The sequence below is a fragment of the Kitasatospora sp. NPDC043950 genome (genome assembly GCF_056435345.1).
Window position 1 is genome coordinate 89,839 of sequence record NZ_JBWKER010000007.1, and the last position, 20,700, is coordinate 110,538.

General features: G+C 73.4%; 18 protein-coding genes. 12 read left to right on the plus strand and 6 right to left on the minus strand.

The window, feature by feature from the left end:
- Positions 1 to 324: 324 nt before the first annotated feature.
- Entirely contained in the window at positions 325 to 1,953 is a 1,629-nt protein-coding gene (locus tag AC07BF_RS07015; RefSeq protein WP_363582032.1) for a M4 family metallopeptidase, read from the plus strand.
- 116 nt (positions 1,954 to 2,069) lie between these two features.
- Here AC07BF_RS07015 and AC07BF_RS07020 read toward each other — a convergent pair whose 3' ends face one another.
- Positions 2,070 to 2,381 (minus strand): DUF3817 domain-containing protein, encoded by a 312-nt coding sequence (locus tag AC07BF_RS07020; RefSeq protein WP_371517107.1) that lies wholly within the window; start codon positions 2,379 to 2,381, stop codon positions 2,070 to 2,072.
- Between the two features lie 290 nt (positions 2,382 to 2,671).
- On the opposite strand from AC07BF_RS07020, the gene AC07BF_RS07025 reads away from it, so the two are divergent.
- The 5 genes from AC07BF_RS07025 (at position 2,672) to AC07BF_RS07045 (ending at position 6,406) form a co-directional block, all read left to right on the plus strand.
- A complete protein-coding gene (locus AC07BF_RS07025) occupies positions 2,672 to 3,469 on the plus strand; it encodes a DUF2127 domain-containing protein (protein WP_478333052.1) in 798 nt (265 codons plus the stop codon).
- Positions 3,470 to 3,549: 80 nt separating this feature from the next.
- Positions 3,550 to 4,188, plus strand: coding sequence for an AIM24 family protein (locus tag AC07BF_RS07030; RefSeq protein ID WP_079135621.1), 639 nt, complete (start codon positions 3,550 to 3,552; stop codon positions 4,186 to 4,188).
- On the plus strand, positions 4,188 to 4,838 hold the full coding sequence (locus tag AC07BF_RS07035; RefSeq protein ID WP_363582028.1) for an AIM24 family protein: 651 nt from the start codon (positions 4,188 to 4,190) through the stop codon (positions 4,836 to 4,838). The genes AC07BF_RS07030 and AC07BF_RS07035 overlap by 1 nt, the downstream gene beginning before the upstream one ends.
- A gap of 203 nt (positions 4,839 to 5,041) precedes the next feature.
- On the plus strand, positions 5,042 to 5,851 hold the full coding sequence (locus AC07BF_RS07040) for an AIM24 family protein (RefSeq protein ID WP_363582156.1): 810 nt from the start codon (positions 5,042 to 5,044) through the stop codon (positions 5,849 to 5,851).
- Positions 5,852 to 5,890: 39 nt separating this feature from the next.
- Complete coding sequence (locus AC07BF_RS07045) at positions 5,891 to 6,406, plus strand: MarR family winged helix-turn-helix transcriptional regulator (protein ID WP_350879579.1); 516 nt, start codon at positions 5,891 to 5,893, stop codon at positions 6,404 to 6,406.
- A 59-nt stretch (positions 6,407 to 6,465) separates the two neighbouring features.
- Here AC07BF_RS07045 and meaB read toward each other — a convergent pair whose 3' ends face one another.
- Together meaB and AC07BF_RS07055 are read right to left on the minus strand one after the other, a co-directional pair.
- Positions 6,466 to 7,422 (minus strand): methylmalonyl Co-A mutase-associated GTPase MeaB, encoded by a 957-nt coding sequence (meaB, locus tag AC07BF_RS07050; protein WP_363371930.1) that lies wholly within the window; start codon positions 7,420 to 7,422, stop codon positions 6,466 to 6,468.
- Between the two features lie 79 nt (positions 7,423 to 7,501).
- On the minus strand, positions 7,502 to 8,710 hold the full coding sequence (locus tag AC07BF_RS07055) for an acetyl-CoA C-acetyltransferase (RefSeq protein WP_363582026.1): 1,209 nt from the start codon (positions 8,708 to 8,710) through the stop codon (positions 7,502 to 7,504).
- 301 nt (positions 8,711 to 9,011) lie between these two features.
- On the opposite strand from AC07BF_RS07055, the gene mce reads away from it, so the two are divergent.
- From mce to AC07BF_RS07070, 3 genes are all read left to right on the plus strand, one after another.
- Positions 9,012 to 9,455, plus strand: coding sequence for a methylmalonyl-CoA epimerase (gene mce, locus AC07BF_RS07060; protein ID WP_363582154.1), 444 nt, complete (start codon positions 9,012 to 9,014; stop codon positions 9,453 to 9,455).
- Positions 9,456 to 9,953: 498 nt separating this feature from the next.
- The gene (locus AC07BF_RS07065; RefSeq protein WP_478333053.1) at positions 9,954 to 14,648 is read left to right on the plus strand and encodes a hypothetical protein; all 4,695 of its coding nucleotides are present in this window, start codon (positions 9,954 to 9,956) and stop codon (positions 14,646 to 14,648) included.
- Positions 14,649 to 14,755: 107 nt separating this feature from the next.
- Positions 14,756 to 15,685, plus strand: a complete 930-nt coding sequence (locus AC07BF_RS07070; protein ID WP_063347784.1) for a coiled-coil domain-containing protein — start codon at positions 14,756 to 14,758, stop codon at positions 15,683 to 15,685.
- Positions 15,686 to 15,826: 141 nt separating this feature from the next.
- Here the strand turns inward: AC07BF_RS07070 and AC07BF_RS07075 are convergent, their stop codons facing one another.
- Positions 15,827 to 16,138 (minus strand): hypothetical protein, encoded by a 312-nt coding sequence (locus AC07BF_RS07075; RefSeq protein ID WP_363582022.1) that lies wholly within the window; start codon positions 16,136 to 16,138, stop codon positions 15,827 to 15,829.
- A complete protein-coding gene (locus tag AC07BF_RS07080; protein ID WP_363582020.1) occupies positions 16,135 to 16,932 on the minus strand; it encodes an alpha/beta fold hydrolase in 798 nt (265 codons plus the stop codon). The genes AC07BF_RS07075 and AC07BF_RS07080 overlap by 4 nt, the downstream gene beginning before the upstream one ends.
- A 92-nt stretch (positions 16,933 to 17,024) precedes the next feature.
- On the opposite strand from AC07BF_RS07080, the gene AC07BF_RS07085 reads away from it, so the two are divergent.
- The gene (locus tag AC07BF_RS07085; RefSeq protein ID WP_363582018.1) at positions 17,025 to 18,029 is read left to right on the plus strand and encodes an ABC transporter ATP-binding protein; all 1,005 of its coding nucleotides are present in this window, start codon (positions 17,025 to 17,027) and stop codon (positions 18,027 to 18,029) included.
- Position 18,030: 1 nt separating this feature from the next.
- The gene (locus AC07BF_RS07090) at positions 18,031 to 18,798 is read left to right on the plus strand and encodes an ABC transporter permease subunit (RefSeq protein ID WP_363582015.1); all 768 of its coding nucleotides are present in this window, start codon (positions 18,031 to 18,033) and stop codon (positions 18,796 to 18,798) included.
- A gap of 5 nt (positions 18,799 to 18,803) precedes the next feature.
- On the opposite strand, the gene AC07BF_RS07095 is transcribed toward AC07BF_RS07090, so the two are convergent.
- Positions 18,804 to 19,127 carry an ATP/GTP-binding protein gene (locus AC07BF_RS07095; protein WP_363582013.1) on the minus strand — a complete coding sequence of 108 codons (324 nt, stop codon included), beginning with the start codon at positions 19,125 to 19,127 and terminating at the stop codon, positions 18,804 to 18,806.
- Between the two features lie 390 nt (positions 19,128 to 19,517).
- Here AC07BF_RS07095 and AC07BF_RS07100 point away from each other — a divergent pair, with 390 nt between their 5' ends.
- A complete protein-coding gene (locus AC07BF_RS07100) occupies positions 19,518 to 20,678 on the plus strand; it encodes an LLM class flavin-dependent oxidoreductase (RefSeq protein ID WP_363582152.1) in 1,161 nt (386 codons plus the stop codon).
- The last annotated feature ends 22 nt before the right edge of the window (positions 20,679 to 20,700 follow it).

Below are 20,700 nucleotides of genomic sequence, written 5' to 3' on the forward strand. Positions count from 1 at the left end.
CGCTCCGCTCCGCTCCCGGGGTGGCGAAGTCCCGCCAGCCGGACGAACCGCCCGTAGCGGGCACTGGGCGGCAGCCGAACCATCCGCACCGACACTGGCGGATCCCGGCCAATCCCTGTCCGTGGTCTGTCATTTCCTGCCATCGATTGTCATGCTTCTGCCCAAGCCCCGTCCGACGCCCGTCACCCCCACCCGTCGACGGATCGTCAGGTACCGCACGGGAGCAGCACGTCCGCGCCCTACCGCCCCACGGCGCCAACCCCGGCGCCCCGGTACGCGGCGCAACCGCGCGCACACGCGGTTTCGTGGAAGGAACCCCCGCACGTGAAGCGAAAGCTGACAGCCGGCGCCATACTCTCCGCCACCGCCCTGCTCGCCGGCGTGATCCAGATCGCCATCGTCCCCGCCGCCCAGGCCGCCGCCCCGTCGCCGGAGCAGCAGCGCGCCGCGCTGCTCGCGGTGGCCGCCGGGCAGAGCAGCCCGGTCGCCCAGGCCCTGGCCCTCGGCGGCCAGGAGCGGCTGGTGGTCAAGGACGTCGTCGCGGACGCCAACGGCGAACGCCACCTGCGCTACGAGCGGACCTACGCCGGCCTGCCGGTGCTCGGCGGCGACCTGGTCGTCCACCAGCGCGCCGACGGCTCGGTGGACTCGGTCGACCGGGCCTTCGACGGCAGCCTGTCGCTGCCGAGCCTGGCCCCGGGCCTCGCCGCCGGGCAGGCGGCCGAGCGGGCCACCGCCGCGGTGCGGGCGACCGTCGGGACGGCCGCCGACGAGGACGAGGCGGCGCTCAGCCGGGTCGACGGCGCGGGCGCGGCCGAGCTGGTGGTGTGGGCGGCCGACGGCGCGCCGCGGCTGGCCCACCGCACGGTGGTCCGCGGCGAGCGGGCCGACGGCACCCCGAGCAGCCAGCAGGTCGTCACCGACGCCGCCACCGGCGAGGTGCTGTCCACCCGCGAGCAGGTGCAGACCGCCTCCGGCACCGGCAAGGGCGTCAACGTCGGCACCGTCACGCTGACCACCACCCAGAGCGGCACCTCGTACCAGCTGAAGGACGCCACGCGCGGCGGCCAGTCCACCACCGACCTCAAGGGCGCCACCTCGGGCAACGGCACGCTGTTCGCCAAGACCAGCAACTCCTGGGGCAACGGCCTGGCCTCCAACCGCGAGTCCGCCGCCGTGGACGCCCAGTACGGCGCCGCGGCCACCTGGGACTACTACAAGAACACCTTCGGCCGCAACGGCATCAAGAACAACGGCGTCGGCGCCGCCAGCCGCGTCCACTACGGCTCCAACTACGTCAACGCGTTCTGGGACGACTCCTGCTTCTGCATGACGTACGGGGACGGCTCCGGCAACACCAACCCGCTGACCGCGATCGACGTCTCCGGCCACGAGATGACCCACGGCGTCACCTCCGCCACGGCGAACCTCAACTACTCCGGCGAGTCCGGCGGCCTCAACGAGGCCACCTCCGACATCTTCGGCACCATGGTCGAGTGGTCGGCCAACCTGCCCGCGGACCCGCCGGACTACCTGATCGGCGAGAAGCTCAACATCTTCGGCAACGGCAAGCCGCTGCGCTACATGGACAAGCCCTCCAAGGACGGCAGCTCCGCGGACTCCTGGTACTCGGGCGTCGGCAACCTCGACGTCCACTACTCCTCGGGCATCGCCAACCACTTCTTCTACCTGCTGTCCGAGGGCAGCGGCGCCAAGGTGGTCAACGGGGTCAGCTACAACAGCCCGACCTCCAACGGCTCGACGGTCACCGGCATCGGCCGGACCAAGGCGGCCGCGATCTGGTACCGCGCGCTGACCGTCTACATGACCTCCACCACCAACTACAAGGCCGCCCGCACGGCGACCCTGAAGGCCGCGACCGACCTGTACGGCGCCACCAGCACCGAGTACAAGACCGTGGCGGCCGCGTGGAGCGGCGTCAACGTCAACTAGTGCGCGCCCCAGCACCCCCCAGCCACCCCCGGTAAGAAACGGCGACAGGCTGCCGCGGCCCTTTGGGAGAGGAGGCCGCGGCAGCCTGTCGACCGTCGCGTGGCGGGCGCGCGTCCCTACGCGGTGGCCGGCTTCAGCTCGCCGCGCTCCTCCTTGGCGAGCATCCGCTCGGCGAAGAAGCCGCCGGTGGGCAGCACCGAGAGGACGAACAGCAGCACGCCGCGCTTGGCGTCCCACTTCTGCGCCTGCCAGGCCTGGATCCAGAAGACGACGTACAGGATGAACAGGATCCCGTGGACCATGCCCATCACCGGGACGCCGTCGAAGGACGTGGTCCGCTTCAGCACGGAGCAGATCAGCAGCAGGATGAACGAGACCCCTTCGGGGCCGGAGACCAGGCGCAGGCGGTGGACGGCGCTGCTGTTCACGATGGGTACCTCAATACGGGGGTCGGAGGCGTACCTGCTTGTGAAGCGACTCACAAGTCTTCCGGCCATTATCACCGAGCACCTGTCCGAAGCCCCGGCCGGGGTGGTCACCGTGCCCGACGTCACAACCACCGTGTCCCGCCCCGGCGCCACGGCCGTCGTGTCCGTGTCACAGCTGTGCGCCAGAACCCGGCTCGTCGCGCCGGCCCGTCACCCGCTGCCCCTATCCTGCTGCCCGCGCCCGACGCACCGGGCGCCGTAGACATCGGACGACCGGGGGTAGCGACCACATGTTCAAGCGGGACTGGGACCGAAGGACCTGCGCCAAGCGCGGCCACACCACCTACGCGCCGACCGAGCCCGAGCTGGCCGCCCGGCTGCACGCCGCCACCGCCCTCGGCGACGCCTGGCGCTGCCTGCGCTGCGGCGACTTCGCGCTCGGCGCCCCGCACGGCTCCGGCCCGGCGCAGGACGCCCCGCTGGTGCCGCGCGGCAAGGCGCTGCGGGACCTCTTCATCCTGCGCTTCCTCGCCGTCGAGCGGGTGCTGCGCGGCCTGCTGATCATCATCGTGGCCTGGGCCGTCTGGAAGTTCTCCAACAGCCAGGACGCCGTGCACCGGGTCTTCGACGAGAACCTGTCGGTCTTCCGGCCGGTCACCGACCACTTCCACTGGGACCTCGAACACTCCCCGATCGTCGACACCATCCGCAAGACCTTCGACTACAGGAAGAGCACCCTGCTGATCGTCGCGGGCGCGCTGCTGGCCTACGCGCTGATCGAGATCATCGAGGCGGTCGGCCTCTGGCTGGGCAGGCGCTGGGCCGAGTACCTCACCGTCGTGGCCACCGCCGCCTTCCTGCCGCTGGAGGGCTACGAGCTGAGCGAGCACGTCAGCGCCGTGAAGATCGGCACGCTGGTGCTGAACATCGCCGCGGTGCTCTGGATCATGCTGTCCAAGCGGCTGTTCGGGCTGCGCGGCGGCGTGGTGGCCTTCGAGGCGGAGCGCCACTCGGCCTCGCTGCTGGAGGTCGAGGAGGCGGCCGGCGCCGTCCCGCACGCCGCTCGGGGGGCGCACGCGCGGGCGTGACCGGCGCGTTTGTCGCAGACCGGTACCAGTTCCGCCCCCGCCCCTCCCCCCGCACCGGCCGCGCCCGCTAGATTGCGGCCGTGGCACAGTTCAGACTTCAGGGATCCCGGGTACTCGCGGTCGAGTTGGCCGGCGAGGCCGTCAAGGCCAGACACGGCTCGATGGTCGCCTACACCGGCCAGATGAGCTTCAAGAAGCTGACCGGCGGCGGGGACGGCCTGCGCGGCATGGTCGCCCGCCGGCTCACCGGCGAGCAGATGACCGTCATGGAGGTGAAGGGCCAGGGCACCTGCTACTTCGCCGACAAGGCCACCGAGATCAACCTGGTCCGGCTGAACGGCGAGACGCTGTTCGTCGAGGCGGACAACCTGCTCTGCACGGAGGGCTCGCTGCGCACCGGCACCACCTTCACCGGACTCAACGGCATGTCCTCCGGCAACGGCCTCTTCACCACCAAGGTGGAGGGCCACGGCTGGGCCGCCGTCACCTCGAACGGGCCCGCGATCATCCTGCGGGTCGGCCAGGGCCAGCCGCTGCGGGTGGACCCGGGCGCCTACGTGGCGCACACCGGCAGCCTGCACCGCAGCCTGAAGTCGGGCGCGGGCTGGACCACGGTGATCGGCGAGGGCGGCGGCGAGGCCGTCCAGGTGGAGTTCACCGGAGAGGGCCTGGTGTACGTGCAGCCGTCGGAGAAGGTCACCATCGGAGGCGACGTCTGATGGGCTTCACGAAGATCAACGGCAAGATGGTCGAGGCCGTGGTGCTGCCCGGGCAGCGGCTGTTCAGCCAGCGCGGCGCGATGCTCGCGTACACCGGGGACGTCCGCTTCACGCCGAACATCACCGGCGGGCAGGGCGGCGTGATGTCGATGATCGGCCGCCGGGTGGCCAACGAGGACACCCCGCTGATGACCGTCGAGGGCCAGGGCCGGGTGATGTTCGGCCACGGCGGCCACCACGTGCACGTGATCGACCTGGCCGGCGACACCCTGTACGTCGAGGCGGACCGGCTGCTGGCCTTCGAGGGCACGCTGCGCCAGTCCACCATGTTCATGGGCTCGCAGGGCGGGGTGATGGGCATGGTCCGCGGCCAGGTCACCGGCCAGGGCCTGTTCACCACCCAGCTGGACGGCAAGGGCTCGGTCGCGGTGATGGCGCACGGCGGCGTCTTCGAGCTGCCGATCGTCCCGGGCCGGCCGGTGCACGTCGACCCGCAGGCGTACGTGGCGCACCGCGGCCAGGTGCAGAACAAGCTGTCCACGGCGCTGGGCTGGCGCGACATGATCGGCCGCGGCTCCGGCGAGGCCTTCCAGCTGGAGCTGTCCGGACAGGGCGCGGTGTACGTCCAGGCGAGCGAGGAGAAGCTCTGATGTCCTACCCGCCGCAGCCGCCGCACGGGCAGTCGCCGTACGACCAGCCGACCCAGCCCGGCTTCGCCGCCCCTCCCCCGCCGGGCTACGCGCCGCCGCCCGCGCAGGGTTACCCCCAGCAGGGCGGGTACCCGCCACCGCCTCCCCCGCAGCAGCCCCAACAGGCCTACGCCCAGGAGCAGTTCGGCGGCCCGCAGGCCCCGCTGCCGAGCGCGCACGGCGGCTCCGGCCCGGTGGTGCACGACGCGTACAGCCTGCCGGTGAACGACAACGTCAACCCGTACGCCTTCTCGGTCGACCTGAACGGCTCGTACTTCCTCCAGAAGGGCAAGATGGTCGCCTACTACGGCGACATCACCTTCAAGGGCGTCGGCGCCGGCATGCTGGACCGGGCGATCGGCCAGCACTTCAACTCGCCGATGCACGCGGCGGACTGGGTGGTCGCCCAGGGCCGCGGCAAGCTGCTGCTGGCCGACCGGGCCTTCGACCTCAACTCCTACGACCTGGACGACGGCAACCTGACCGTCCGCTCGGGCAACCTGCTGGCCTTCGACCCGTCGCTGCGGCTCAAGCAGTCGATCATCCCGGGCTTCCTGACCCTGATCGGCACCGGGAAGTTCGTCGCCGCCTCCAACGGGCCGGTGCACTTCGTCGAGCCGCCGATCCGGGTGGACCCGCAGGCGCTGGTGGGCTGGGCGGACTGCCCGGCGCCGTGCCACCACTACGACCACGACTACATGCACGGGCTGATCGGCGGCATCCGACGGCTGACCGGGCTGGGCGGGGCCTCCGGCGAGGAGCACCAGTTCGAGTTCATCGGCGCCGGCCAGGTGCTGCTGCAGTCCAGCGAGAAACTGATGGCCGAGCGGTCGGTGGGCCAGGTGGACGCCGAGGCGGGCGTGCCGGTGGGCGGGGTGCCGTCGCAGCCGGCGGCGTCGGGCCACGGCGGGGGCAACCTCAACGTGCCGGGTCTCGGCAATCTGGGCGATCTGGGGCGACGTTTCGGCCTGTAAACTTGTACAAGATTGAACTAAATAGGGTATGCTGAGCCCATGGATACGCACACGATCAACACTGCGGACACCCCTCCGTCGCAGCCCGAGGAGGAGACTCCCTGGCTGACCGCCAGGGAGCAGCGGATGTGGCGCGCCCATCTGGAGGTCGCCAAACTGCTGGAGTACCAGCTCAGCCGTGAACTCCAGCCGCACAACCTGGCGATCAACGACTACGAGATCCTGGTGGTGCTCTCCGAGGCCCCCGACCGCCGGATGCGGATGACCGACCTCGCCACCGCCACCCTCCAGTCCAAGAGCCGGCTCTCGCACCAGATCACCCGGATGGAGAACGCCGGCCTGGTGCTGCGCCAGGAGTGTCCCGGCGACCGCCGCGGCCTCTACGCCCACCTCACCGAGCACGGCTGGGAGACCATGCAGCGGGTCGCCCCCGACCACGTGCGCAGCGTCCGGGCCCACTTCATCGACCGCTTCACCCAGGAGCAGCTCGACGCCATGTACGAGGCCCTCGCCCCGGTCGCCGAACACCTCCGCGGCCTCCGCGGCCGCGCCTGACGCGCCGCCCCCCCAGCACACCGGGGCCGGCCCCGCCAGGGGCCGGCCCCGCGCCGTCCTCAGCCCCGGGTGAGGCCGGCCACGAGTTCGTCGGCCGCGCCGTACGGGTCCAGTTCGCCCGCCACCACCCGCTCGGCCAGGCCGGCCAGGTGGCGGTCCCCGCGCAGGTCGCCGATCCGGGTGCGCAGTTCGGCCAACGCGATCGCCTCGATCTCGTCGGAGGCCCGACGGCGGCGGCGCGCCGCCAGTTCGCCGTGCTCCTCCAGCCATGCGCGGTGCTTCTCCAGCGCCTCGACCAGCTCGTCGACGCCCTCGCCGCGGGCGGCGACGGTCTTGACGATCGGCGGGCGCCAGTCCCCCGCCCCGCGGGCCTCGCCGAGGCCGAGCATGTGGTTGAGCTCGCGCGCGGTGGCGTCGGCGCCGTCCCGGTCGGCCTTGTTGACCACGAAGACGTCGCCGATCTCCAGGATCCCGGCCTTGGCGGCCTGGATGCCGTCGCCCATGCCGGGGGCGAGCAGCACCACGGTGGTGTCGGCCTGGGCGGCGATCTCCACCTCGGACTGGCCCACCCCGACGGTCTCGACCAGGATCACGTCGCAGCCGGCCGCGTCCAGCACCCGCAGGGCCTGCGGCGCCGTCCAGGACAGCCCGCCGAGGTGGCCGCGGGTGGCCATCGAGCGGATGAACACCTCGGGGTCGGTGGCGTGGTCCTGCATCCGGACCCGGTCGCCGAGCAGCGCCCCGCCGGAGAACGGCGAGGACGGATCGACGGCCAGCACCCCGACCCGCTTGCCGAGCCGCCGGTAGGCGGAGACCAGCGCCGAGGTGGAGGTGGACTTGCCGACCCCGGGCGAGCCGGTCAGGCCCACCGTGTAGGCCTGACCGGTGTACGGCGCGAGCGCGGCCATCGCCTCGCGCAGTTGCGGGGCGGCGTTCTCGACCAGCGTGATCAGCCGGGCGACCGCCCGCGGCCGGCCCGCCCGGGCCTGTTCGACCAGCGTGGCGACATCGATCATCGGGAGCTCCTCGCGCGGATGCCTTCGGGGCTGCGGCGCCGCTCGTGGCGGTCCGCAGCCCCGAAGGCATGTCAGCTGATCAGGCCTTCGGGCTGGCGTCCTTGGGGACGCGCACGATCAGGGCGTCGCCCTGGCCGCCGCCGCCGCACAGCGCGGCCGCGCCGACCCCGCCGCCGCGCCGCTGGAGCTCCAGCGCCAGGTGCAGCACCACGCGGGCGCCGGACATCCCGATCGGGTGGCCGAGCGCGATCGCGCCGCCGTTGACGTTGACGATGTCCGAGGAGACGCCCAGGTCCTTGGTCGACTGGTGGGCGACGGCCGCGAACGCCTCGTTGATCTCGATCAGGTCGAGGTCGGAGACCTCCAGGCCCTCCTTGGCCAGCGCGTGCTTGATCGCGTTGGACGGCTGCGACTGCAGCGAGTTGTCCGGGCCCGCCACGTTGCCGTGCGCGCCGATCTCGGCGATCCAGCTCAGACCCAGCTCCTCGGCCTTGGCCTTGCTCATCACGACCACCGCGGCGGCGCCGTCCGAGATCTGCGAGGAGGTGCCGGCCGTGATCGTGCCGTCCTTGGCGAACGCCGGACGCAGCTTGGCCAGGCCCTCGACGGTGGTGTCCGCGCGGATGCCCTCGTCCTGGCCGAACAGCACCGGCTCGCCCTTGCGCTGCGGGATCGCGACCGGGGTGATCTCGGCGTCGAAGACGCCGTCGGCCTGCGCCTTGGCGGCCCGCTGGTGGGAGGCCGCGGCGATCTCGTCCTGCACCTCGCGGGCGATGCCCAGCCGGGTGTTGTGCTTCTCGGTCGACTCGCCCATCGGGATGTTCTCGTAGGCGTCGGTGAGGCCGTCGTGGGCCATCGAGTCGAGCATCCCGATCGCGCCGTACTTGTAGCCCTCGCGGGACTTCGGCAGCAGGTGCGGGGCGTTGGTCATCGACTCCTGGCCGCCGGCCACCACGACGTCGAACTCGCCGGCCCGGATCAGCTGGTCGGCCAGCGCGATGGCGTCCAGGCCGGAGAGGCAGACCTTGTTGATGGTGAGCGCCGGGACGCTCATCGGGATGCCGGCCCGGACGGCGGCCTGGCGGGCCGGGATCTGGCCGGCGCCGGCCTGCAGCACCTGGCCCATGATCACGTACTGGACCTGCTCACCCGTGATGCCGGCCCGCTCCAGCGCGGCCTTGATCGCGAAGCCGCCGAGGTCGGCACCGGAGAAGCCCTTGAGGGAACCGAGCAGGCGACCCATCGGGGTCCGCGCACCGGCAACGATCACAGAGGTGGTGTTGGTCATGGGACGAGCCCCTTCGCACGTCGTGGCCAGGTGAGGATGCGCTCAATGTACTGACCCGTTACCCGCCCGTCACCGGAGCGACGGTGTGATCGAGCGCACTGGCACCTTCCAGTCAACACCGTGTCAACGCGGCCCGGGTGAACCCCGGCGTCCGCCCCGGGTGAGCCCCCGGTGTGCGGCCCGGGTGGACCCCCGGCGTGTGAGCAGACTCGCACGTCCGGCGCTGGCGCCGGTCAGCGGCGATGCGCTGCACTGGTGCCACCTGGTTCCCGAGGTACCCAACCCGCCCCCGGAGGTCGCCGTGCTGACCCGTATCGACCACATCGGCATCGCCTGCCGCGACCTCGACAAGACGGTCGAGTTCTACCGCGCCACCTACGGCTTCGAGGTGTTCCACACCGAGGTCAACGAGGAGCAGGGCGTCCGCGAGGCCATGCTCAAGATCAACGACACCGGCGACGGCGGCGCCTCCTACCTCCAGCTGCTGGAGCCCACCCGGCCCGACTCGACCGTCGCCAAGTGGCTGGAGAAGAACGGCGAGGGCGTGCACCACATCGCCTTCGGCACCGCCGACGTGGACGGCGACGCCGAGGCCGTCCGGGCCAAGGGCGTGCGGGTCCTCTACGACGAGCCCCGGATCGGCTCGATGGGTTCGCGGATCACCTTCCTGCACCCCAAGGACTGCGGCGGCGTCCTGACCGAGCTGGTCACCTCCGCCGAACCGGGCGTCCACGACGCCCACTGACCCCCGCCAGGTGCCGCCCACGACCGGGCGGCACCCCCGAATCGCCGGTCATGACCCGTCAGTAACCTCGTCCGACAGCCGGAAAACCACCACGCGGCCATTCCCCCGCGGTGCGCTCCCACTACAATGCCCAGGTGCGCGAAGGCTCCGGGGGACGGAGGCGACGGGCACGGCCGATGACAGGCCCGTCCGCCCAGCGGTGGCCGGCCCGTCGCAGGGGAGTCCACAACGCGGGCACGGCTGAACAGTCGCAACACTGATCTGTCACCATTCTCCACAAGGCAAGAGTTCGCCCAGGAGTCCACCCGGACGGGGGAACGCGGCATCACCGCGCTTCCACGCCCAGGGCTCCGACGACCGCGGCGGGCGGCCCCGGATTGACCGGCGGGCCGTCCACCGGCTGCGGATGCAAGGAGCCAGTCGGACCAGTACCCGGACAACGGGTGCCCTGGACCGGCCGGGTCGAGGACGCGACCAGGAGATGGATGGGACCGCGGAGTGCGGGGCAACGACCGCTACGAGGTTGACGATCACCTCTCCCAGTTCGAGGCCGAGATGGGTCGGACTCGAAAGGAGCGGGACAAGGCAGTCGAGCATGCCGAGGACCTCGCCTACCAGGTGGAGGTGCTCCGGGCCAAGCTGCACGAGTCCCGCCGCATGCTCGCCCAGCCGCGCGCCTTCGACGCCGTCTCCGGCCAGGCCGAGCAGATGCTCCGCACTGCCGAGATGCAGGCCCAGCAGCTGCGCGCCGACGCCGAGCGCCAGCTGCGCGACTCCCAGGCCGCCACCCAGCGGATCATGGCCGAGGCCGCCGAGCGCACCGCCCGACTGGAGGCCGAGCTCACCGCCCGCCGCCGCCAGCTGGAGGACGAGCTCACCGAGCTGCGCCGCACCGCCGAGCAGCACGTCAACGGCTGGGCCGAGCAGACCAGGACCGGCTCCGAGCAGGAGGCCCAGCGCCTGCTCCAGGACGCCCGCGCCGAGGCCGAGCGCATGGTCGCCGCCGCCCGCGCGGAGGCCGTCGCGCTCTCCGACCAGGCCCGCGCCCAGACCGCCGCCGACGTCGACGCCGCCCGCGGCGAGGCCCAGGCCGCCGCCGAGGCCGCCCTCCAGCGGGCCCAGAGCGACGCCGAGCGCCTGCTGCGCGCCGCCTCCGAGCACGCCCAGCAGGCCGGCGCCCAGGCCGCCGCCGACGTGGACGCCGCCCGCGGCGAGGCCCAGCAGCAGCTGGCCGCCGCGCACGCCGCCGCCGAGCAGCAGCTCGCCGTCGCGAAGGCCGAGATCGGCCGGCTCAAGGAGCAGGCCTCCGCCGAGCAGATCCGGGCCGAGCAGCAGCTCGCCCACGCCCAGGCCGAGATAGAGCGGCTGCGTGCCGAGGCGATCGCCGAGGCCGAACGCACCCGCCGCGAGTCCGCCGAGCTGCGGGCCCAGGCCGAACAGGCCGCCGAACAGCTCCAGGCCGACGCCGAGGCCGCCGCCGAACGCAAGGCCGCCGACGGCGAGGCCGCCAACGAGCAGCGCTCGCAGACCGCCCGTGCCGAGGTCGCCCGGATGGTCGCCCACGCCACCAAGGAGGCCGAGGCGATCCGCGCCGAGGCCACCACCAAGCAGGCCGAGGCGGAGGCCGCCAAGGCCGCCGCCGCCGAGGAGAGCGAACGGCTGCGGGCCACCGCCGAATCGGTGGCCGGCGAGCTGCGCGCCGAGGCCGAGGCCGCGATCGCCGACCTGCGCGCCCAGGCCGACCGGGAGGTCGCCGAACTCCGCGCCCACGCCGAGGCCGAGGCCCAGCGGCTGCGCCACGCGGCCGAGGAGGAGGGCCGGGCGGCCGGCGCCAAGGAAGCCACCGTCCACCTCGCCAAGGCCGCCAAGACCGCCGAGGAGGTGCTCGGCCAGGCCGACCAGGACGCCGAGACCGCCCGCACCGAGGCCGCCACCGAGGCCGAGCGGATCCGCACCGAGGCCGCCGCCGAGGCGCAGCGCCTGCGCGAGCAGGCCCAGGCCGCCGTCGAGCAGGCCCAGAACGCCGCGCTCGACGACGCCGCCGCGATCCGCGAGCGGATCGAGCAGATGCAGGACGAGGCGGCCCGCCTGCGGGCCGAGGCCGAGGAGCTGCGCGCCCAGGCCGCCGCCGAGGCCGACCGGGTGCGCGGCGAGGCCCGCCGCCAGGCCGTCGTGCAGATCGAGGAGTCGGCGAAGAACGCCGAGGAACTGCTCACCAGGGCCAAGGCCGACGCCGACGAGCTGCGCGCGGGCGCCGCCGGGGAGATCGAGCGGCTGCGCGCGCAGGCCCAGGAACAGGCCGCCGAGACCCAGGGCCGGGCCGAGCAGACCCTCGCCCGGGCCCGCACCGAGGCCGAGAAGACCACCACCGCCGCCGAGCAGCAGGGCCAGGACGCCCTCGCCGCCGCCAAGGCCGCAGCCGCCGAGAACCGCGCCGCCGCCGAGCGCGAGACCGCCGAACTCCGCCGGGACGCGACCGAGTTCGACCAGCGGGTCCGGGCCGAGGCGAACGCCGTCCGGGACGCCGCGGTGGCCGACGCCGAGCGCGTCCGCACCGAGGCCGACGCCGAGGCCGCCCGTGCCCGCAGCGAGGCCGAGGCCGCCGCGAACGCGCTGCGCGAGGAGAGCCGGCGCGAGTACGAGGAGGCCGCCGCCGGGCTGCACCGCGAACGCGAGGAGACCGCCGAGCAGCTGGCCGCCGCCCAGGCCGCCCACGAGCAGGCCGAACAGACGGCGACCGAGCTGCGGGCCCTCGCCGAGCGGGAGAGCGCCGAACTGCGCGAGCTCGCCGAGCGCGAGACCACCGAGCAGCGCACCGCCGCCGAGGCGTACGCCGCCGACGTCCGGGCCAAGGCCGAACAGGCCGCCACCGAACTCACCGAACGCACCACCGCCGAGACCACCGAACAGCGCGAGGCGACCGAACAGCACGTCGCCGAACTGCGCGCCCTCGCCGAACGCGAGACCACCGAACTGCGCGAGCTGGCCGAGCGGGAGAGCGCCGAACTGCGCGAGCTCGCCGAGCGCGAGACCACCGAGCAGCGCACCGCCGCCGAGGCGTACGCCGCCGACGTCCGGGCCAAGGCCGAACAGGCCGCCACCGAACTCACCGAACGCACCACCGCCGAGACCACCGAACAGCGCGAGGCGACCGAACAGCACGTCGCCGCCCAGCGCGCCGAAGCCGAGGAACTGCTGGAGGGCGCCCGGAGCGCCGCCGAGCAGCGCCAGGCCGAGGCCGCCCGGGACGCCAAGGCCGTCCGGGAGAAGGCCGCCGCCGAGCTGGCGTTCGCCGCCGAGCAGGCCGAGACGGTCCGCGCCGAGGCCGGCCGCGAGCTGTCCGAGGCCCGCGCCACCGCCGACAGCATCCGGGCCGAGGCCACCGCCGTCCTGGAGCAGGCCCGGGTCGACGGCGAGGAGCTGGTCGCCGCCGCCGGTGTCGAGGGCGCCGCCCTGGTCGAGGCCGCCGAGGAGGAGGCCGCCGAGGTCCGCCAGTCGGTGGCCGGCATGCACGAGGCCGCCGCCGAGCAGATCGCCGAGCGGAAGGCCGCCGCCGAGCGGGAGGCCGCCGAGGTCCGCGACCGGGCCGAACAGGCCGCCGCCGAACTGCGCGAACTGGCCGAGCGCGAGACCGCCGAGCAGCGGGCCCTCGCCGTCGCCGAGACCACCGCCCTGCGCGAACTCGCCGACGCCGAGACCGCCGAGCAGCGGGCCCTCGCCGACCACGAGACCGCCGAACTGCGCGCCCGTACCGACGCCGAGACCACCGCCCTGCGCGACCTGACCGACCGCGAGCTGGCCGCCGAACGCGAGGCCCACGAGGCCGAGTTGGGCCGTCAGCGCGCCGAGGCCCAGGCCTACGACGAGCACCTGCGGGCGGAGGCCGACGCCGTACTGCACGCGGCCCGGGAGGCCGCCGGGCAGTTGCGCGCGGACGCCGAGGCCCAGGCCGCCCGGACGATGGCCGCCGCCGACGAGCGCTCGGCCGGCCTGGTCGCCGACGCCGAGGAGCTGGCCGCCGCCCTGCGCGCCGAGGCCGAGGAGTACGCGTTCGCCACCCGGACCCTCGCCGACGAGTACGACGCCGCCGCCCACGGCCGCGCCGACGCGTACGACGCGGAGACCCGGGAGGCCGCCGAGCAGTTCGACAAGGCCACCCGCGAGCAGGCCAACTCCGTCCTGGAGAAGGCCTTCGCGGACGCCGAGTCGCTCGGCGAGGACGCCCAGACCACCGCACTGGCCACCACCGCCGCCGCCGAGGAGCAGGCGGACGCGATGGTCGCCGCCGCCCGCAAGGAGGCCGACCGGCTGGTCGCCGCCGGCGAGGCGGCCGGCCAGGCCGAGGTGGAGAAGGGCCGGTCCGACGCCGACACGCTGCTCGCCGAGGCCCGCCGGGACTCCACCGCGATCCGCGAGCGCGCCGAGGAGTTGCGCGAGCGCACCGACGCCGAGGTGGAGGCGCTGCACGAGCGCGCCCGCAAGGAGAACGCGGCGGCCATGAAGTCGGCCGGCGAGCGGGTCGACGCCCTGGTGACGGCCGCTCAGGAGCAGCTGACCGAGGCCGAGGAGCAGGCGGTGGCCACCGTCGCCGAGGCCGAGGACCGGGCGGCGGCGCTGGTCGCGGCCGCCGAGGACCGCGCGGGCGAGCTCACCTCGGAGGCGTCCGCGGAGGCCAGCAAGGTCCGGATCTCGGCCGTCCGCAAGGCCGAGGGGCTGCTGAAGGAGGCGGAGACCAAGCTCGCCGACTCCACCAGCCGCGCCGAGGCGCTGATCGTCAAGGCCGAGGCCAAGCTCCAGTCGGCCGAGGCCGAGGCCGAGGAGCGGCTGGAGACCGCCGCCACCGAGGCGGAGAAGCGGCTGCGGGACGCCGACCGCAGCGCGGACGAGCAGGTCGAACTGGCGAAGGCGGAGGCCGAACGGCTGCTCGCCGAAGCGCAGGCCGAGGCGAAGCGGGTCACCGACGAGGGCCGTCGCGAGCTGGACGAACTGGTGCGGCGGCGCAAGGACATCAACACCGAGATCTCCAGGGTGCAGGACGTGCTGTCCGCGCTGGAGGCGTTCGAGGCACCGGCACCGGTCGCCCAGACCAACGGGGGAAGCAGCACCAAGAAGGACGGGGGTGCCAAGGCGGGTGCCGGAATTGGTTCCCCCCGGTCGGGCGGCAATCGTTCCAAGAACGCACCACCCGATTGAGCGGACATTGTCCGCGGGACGACGGCATCTCGCCGTCGACACTCCGGTACCGTGTCAGGATTCCCTCAACCACCTCAGCGGTTTGACGACAGGAAGCCCAGAACCCCATGAGCGACAGTCACTCCCCTCACGGCTTCGACCTGGTGCGCCGTGGGTACGAGCGCGCCCAGGTCGACGAGCGGATCACCAAGCTGGTGGCCGACCGTGACAGTGCCCTGACCCGGATCAGCGCGCTCGAGAAGCGCATCGAAGAACTCCACCTGGAGACCCAGACCGCGCAGGCGGCGGTCACCGAGGCGGAGCCCTCGTACGCCGGTCTCGGCGCCCGGGTCGAGAAGATCCTGCGACTGGCCGAGGAGGAGGCCAAGGACCTGCGCGACGAGGCGCACCGCGCCTCCGAGCAGCACCGCGAGCTCGCCGAGGCCGCTGCCCAGCAGGTCCGCACCGAGGCCGAGAACTACGCCAAGGACCGCAAGGCCAAGGCGGAGGACGAGGGTCTGCGGATCGTCGACAAGGCCAAGAGCGACAGCGCCCAGCTGCGCGCCGAGGCCAACAAGGACGCCCAGAACAAGCGCGAGGAGGCGGACGCCCTCTTCGAGGAGACCCGCACCAAGGCCGCCCAGGCCGCGCTGGAGTTCGAGACCAACCTGGCCAAGCGCCGCGAGCAGTCCGAGCGTGACCTGGCCGCCCGTCAGGCCAAGGCCGAGAAGCGCCTGGCCGAGATCGAGCACCGGGCCGAGCAGCTGCGCCTGGAGGCCGAGAAGCTGCGCACCGACGCCGAGCGCCGCGCCCGCCAGACCGTCGAGACGGCGCAGCGCCAGTCCGAGGACATCGTGGCGGACGCCAACGCCAAGGCCGACCGGATCCGCAGCGAGTCCGAGCGCGAGCTGGCGGCGCTCACCAACCGCCGCGACAGCATCAACGCCCAGCTGACCAACGTCCGCGAGATGCTGGCGACGCTGACCGGCGCGGCCGTGGCCGCCGCCTCGCTGCCGGGCGACGACACCATGGGCGTGCCCGCCCAGCAGTCGCGCTGACGCCGCCGCCGGGCGCCGGCGCCCGGCGGTACGTGCGGAACGGACGGCACGTGCGGAACAGCAGGCAGGCCCTCACCCACCAGGGTGAGGGCCTGCCGTCTTTCCACCGTCATCATCTCGGGTGACCTGGGTGAGCGGGCGTCACCTGGGGTAGGCCCCGTCGGGCCGCTGGTGCCCGCTGCTGAGCTGGTTGCCCTCGTCGTCGGAGACGGTGCCGAACCACGAGGTGCACCAGACCGACACCGAGTCCGGCCAGTACTGCACCTCGAACGGGTGGCCGGAGCCGTGGTCGCCGTACGAGGTGACGATGAAGGTCTCGCCGGGGCGCAGCCAGTAGTCCTCGCCGAGCGGTTCCAGGGTCAGTTCGACCAGGCCCTCGCCGCGGTTGGTCACGGGCATCCGGCCGGTCACCTCCAGCGCCGAGAAGTCCCAGCCGGTCGCTTCCTCCCTCATCCCGCCGTCACCCGGGCCAGCAGGTCGCGGACGGCGGTGTTGAACGCCTCCGGTGCCTCCAGGGCGCTCAGATGGCCCGCCCCGGGAATGACGGTCAGTTCGGCGTCCGGCCGGGCCCGGAGCATCGGTTCGGCCTCCTCCGGCGCCACCAGGCCGTCCTGCGCGCCCGCGACGACGGCGGTGGGCACCCGCAGCCCGGCCAGCACGTCCAGCGCGTCCGGCCGGGCCGCCATGGCCCGCTGGGCCCAGGCGACGGCGGCCGGCGACGCGGCCGCGACCAGCGACCGCACCCGCTCCACCAGGTGCAGCGAGTCCGGCCCGAGCTGCCCGGCGGCGACCTCCTCGTCGAGCAGCAGTTGGACGCTGCCCCGGGCGGTGACGGCGGCCGCGATCCGCTCCCGGTTGGCCCGGACGGCGTCGGTGTCGGCGGTGGCGCGGGTGCTGGCCAGCAGCAGTCCGGCCAGCCGGTCCGGGTGGCGGCGGGCGAAGGCCAGCGCCACGTAACCGCCCATGGAGAGCCCGCCGACCACCGCGCGCTCGATCCCGGCCGCGTCCAGCAGCAGGGCGAGGTCGTCGGCGACCAGGTCCAGCGAGGGTTCGTCGGCCCCCAGCTCGGTGCCGCCGAAGCCGCGCTGGTCCGGGGCGAGCACCCGGGCCTCGTCGCCGGTCAGACCGGGCAGCGCGTCCAGTTGGGCGGACCACATCGAGGCGTTCAACGGAAAGGCGTGCAGCAGCACGAGGGGTGTTCCGGTGCCGCTCTCGCGGACCGACACTGCGGAGGGGGGCTGGGTCATGGGCCCACCGTATTCCGGCACGCCCGGCGGGCCCACTCAGCGGGCCGTGATATCCGCTTTGTCCTAGCCTTACCAGGAGTAAGGGAGCGCGAATGATCGAGTTGCACGACCTGACAAAACGTTACGGCAGGACCCTCGCGGTGGACCGGCTCAGCTTCCAGGTCCCCCAGGGCGTGGTCACCGGCTTCCTCGGCCCCAACGGCGCAGGCAAGTCCACCACCATGCGCATGATCCTCGACCTCGACCGCCCCACCAGCGGCCGGGTCACCATCGACGGCAAGCGCTACGGGCAGCTCAGCGAACCGCTCAAGTACATCGGCGCGCTGCTGGAGGCCAAGGCCGTCCACCCCGGCCGCACCGCCCGCGACCACCTGCTCTGGCTCGCCCAGAGCAACCGCATCCCGACCCGCCGGGTGGACGAGGTGCTCAACCTGGTGGGCCTCACCCCGGTCGCCCGCAAGCGGGCCCGCGGCTTCTCGCTCGGCATGGGCCAGCGCCTGGGCATCGCCTCCGCACTGCTCGGCGACCCGGAGATCGTCATGTTCGACGAGCCGGTCAACGGACTGGACCCGGAGGGCATCCTCTGGATCCGCAACCTGATGAAGCGGCTCGCCACCGAGGGCCGGACCGTCTTCGTCTCCTCCCACCTGATGAGCGAGATGGCCGTCACCGCCGACCACCTGGTGGTCATCGGCAAGGGCCGGCTGCTCGCCGACCTGCCGATGCCGGAGTTCATCCGGCGCAACTCCCGCTCCGCCGTCCGGCTGCGCACCCCGCACCCCGAGCGCCTGCTCGACGCCCTGTCCGGCGCCGGGCTCCGGTCCGAACCCGGGCCCGGCGGCTCCTACGAAGTGGTCGACGGCGATCTCGCCCGGCTCGGCGACCTGGCCGCGGCCCACGGCGTCGTCCTGCACGAACTCAGCCCGCAGCAGGCCTCGTTGGAGGAGGCGTTCATGCAGATGACGGCCGACTCGGTGGAGTACCACGCGGGCGACGGCCCGGGCCGGGACGCGGCCGGCGCACCCGGCGTCTGGGGCGCCGGCTGGAAAGCGGACGGCGCCCCGCAGACCGCGGCGGCCCGGCAGGAGGAGAACTGAGATGACGTCCTTCCCGGCGATCCTGCGCTCCGAGTGGACGAAGATCCGCAGCGTCCGCTCGACGATCTGGACGCTCGCGCTGACCTTCGTCGTCACCGTCGGCATCGGCGCGCTGCTGTCCCTGCTCACCAACAGCAACTTCGGCGAGTTCCGGCGGGGCGACCAGTCCGTCTTCGACGCCACCGGCACGGCCTTCTCCGGCATCATGCTCGGCGAGCTCGCCATCATCGTGTTCGGCGTGCTGGCCATCGGCAACGAGTACAGCACCGGCATGATCCGGGTCACCCTGGCCGCCGTCCCGCAGCGCGGCACCCTGCTCACCGGCAAGGCGGTGGTGCTCGGCGCGATGGCCCTGGCGGTCTCGGTGGTGACGGCCTTCGTCACCTTCTTCACCGGCCAGGCGCTGCTCGGCTCGCACTCCACCAGCCTCGACCAACCGCACGTGCTGCGCGCGGTGTTCGGCGCCGCGCTGTACCTGACGATGCTCTGCCTGTTCTCGGCCGGCGTCACCACGATGCTGCACAGCCAGACGCTGGCACTGGGCGTACTGGTCCCGTTCTTCTTCCTGCTCTCGCCGATCCTCTCAGCGGTGCCGAAGGTCAAGACCCTGGCCCACTACTTCCCGGACTACGCGGGCTCGCGGATGCTGCTGGTGTACGAGCAGCACGGCCAGCCGTACGGGCCGTGGGAGGGCTTCGTGATCTGCCTGGCCTGGACGCTCGCCGCCCTGCTCGGCGGCGCGCTGGTGCTCAAGAACCGGGACGCCTGACCGGCTCAGTACCGCGGAGCGCCGCGGCCCCGCAGGACGTTGGAGGCCCGGCGCTCCCGCGCGCCCCAGCAGGCGCGGTGCCAGTGCCGCCGGTCGTCCACGCCCGCGCCGTACATCGGCCAGGCCACCACGTGGCCCATCCCGGGCGGGATCTCCTGGTCGCAGCCCGGGCACCGGTAGTGCCGCCCGGCCGTCCCGGCGACCGTCTGGACCACCCAGTCGTCGCCCTGGTGGCTCTCGGTGCGGCGCAGCGATCCGCCGAGCGGGGAGGCCTGCTCGGCGCTCCCGCCCGGGTCGGCGCTCTTGATCCGGTTGCGGCGCGGCGACACGTCGGACTACCTCTCTTCCGGGATTTCGGGTCGTTCCAGCCTACGGCCGGCCGCCCCTCCGGCAGGCCACTATCACGGCATCGTCCGACGCTCCCGCGTTTTTGCCGAGATCCACCCGATCTTCGACGAAATCCGGGTTTCCGCGTGCCATTGGCACATGACATCGGATACCCACAAGGGGAACAGGCGGGGCCCGCAGACCCTGCGCGCACCCGAGGAGGCCCCACCATGACCAAGACCAGCGCCCGCGCCGAGACCCGTCGGCCCGTCGGAGTCCGGCCGCCCGCCCCCGGGCCGGTGCTGACCTCGCCCGCCCCGGTCACGGCCGCGGCGGGCGAGCCGCTGCCCGTTCCGCAGCGGGCGGGCGCGCTCCCGCCGGACACCGCGCCGGTGCGGGTCGGCGCGTTCCTGCTGTCCGCGCAGTTCCCCGGGCAGAGCCACCGCGAGGCGCTGGACCGCACCGTCCGGGCCGCCGTCGAGGCCGAACGCGCGGGCCTGGACAGCGTCTGGCTGGCCGAGCACCACTTCGTCCCGTACGGGGTCTGCCCCAACGCCGCCACGCTGGCCGCGCTGCTGCTCGGCCGCACCCGCCGGATCGGCGTCGGCACGGCGGTCAGCGTGCTCTCCACCGCCCACCCGGTGGCGCTCGGCGAGCAGGCCGCGCTGCTGCACCTCACCTCGGACGGGCGCTTCACGCTCGGGGTGGGCCGCGGCGGCCCCTGGATCGACCTGGACGTGTTCGGCGGCGGCGTGGACGCCTTCGAGAACGGCTTCCCGGAGCGGCTGGACCTGCTGCTGCGCTGGCTGCGCGGCTCCCGGGTCGGCGCGGACGGCCCGCAGTTCGCCTTCCCCGAGGTGGCGGTGGTGCCGCGCGCCACCGAACCGGTGCGCCGGTCCGGACTGGGCAGCTGGCTCGGTCTCGGCGAGCGGTCCGGCCCGGTGCGCTTCCCGCGCCAGCGCCAGGACGTCGAGGGCCTCGGCGAGGGCTTCGGTGAGGAACTCGACCCGTCCGGGCGGCCGGTGGCCGGACCGCCGATGGTGGTCGCGTGCACCTCTCCGAGCGGGGTGCGGCTGGCCGCCGAACGCGGCCTGCCGATGCTGCTCGGCATGCACTCCGGCGACGACGACAAGCTGCGCATGCTGGAGCTGTACCGCAGCGCCTGGCTGGCCGCCGGGCGCGGCGAGGAGCAGCTGCGCCGGGTGAACCGCCGGCACGTCGCGGCCGGGGTGGCCCAGGTCGACGACCGCACCTCGGCGGCCCGCGCCACCCTGCTGAACGCCATGCCGGGCTGGTTCGAGTACGGGCTCGGCGCCCACCGCACCGTGGACGGCCGGGAGCGCAAGATGCGCGACCCGCGCGAGTACACCGAACTCCTCTGCGACCTGCACGCGGTGGGCACGCCGCGGCAGTGCGCCGACCGGCTGCTGGCCACCGCCGAGCGGACCGGCATCCGCCGCTTCGCGCTGCTCGCGGAGGGCAGCGGCGACCGCGAGGCGACCCTGCACAACATCGCCCGGCTCGGCTCCGAGGTGCTGCCGCAGCTGGGGTGAGCCCGGGGGTGGAGCGGCCGGG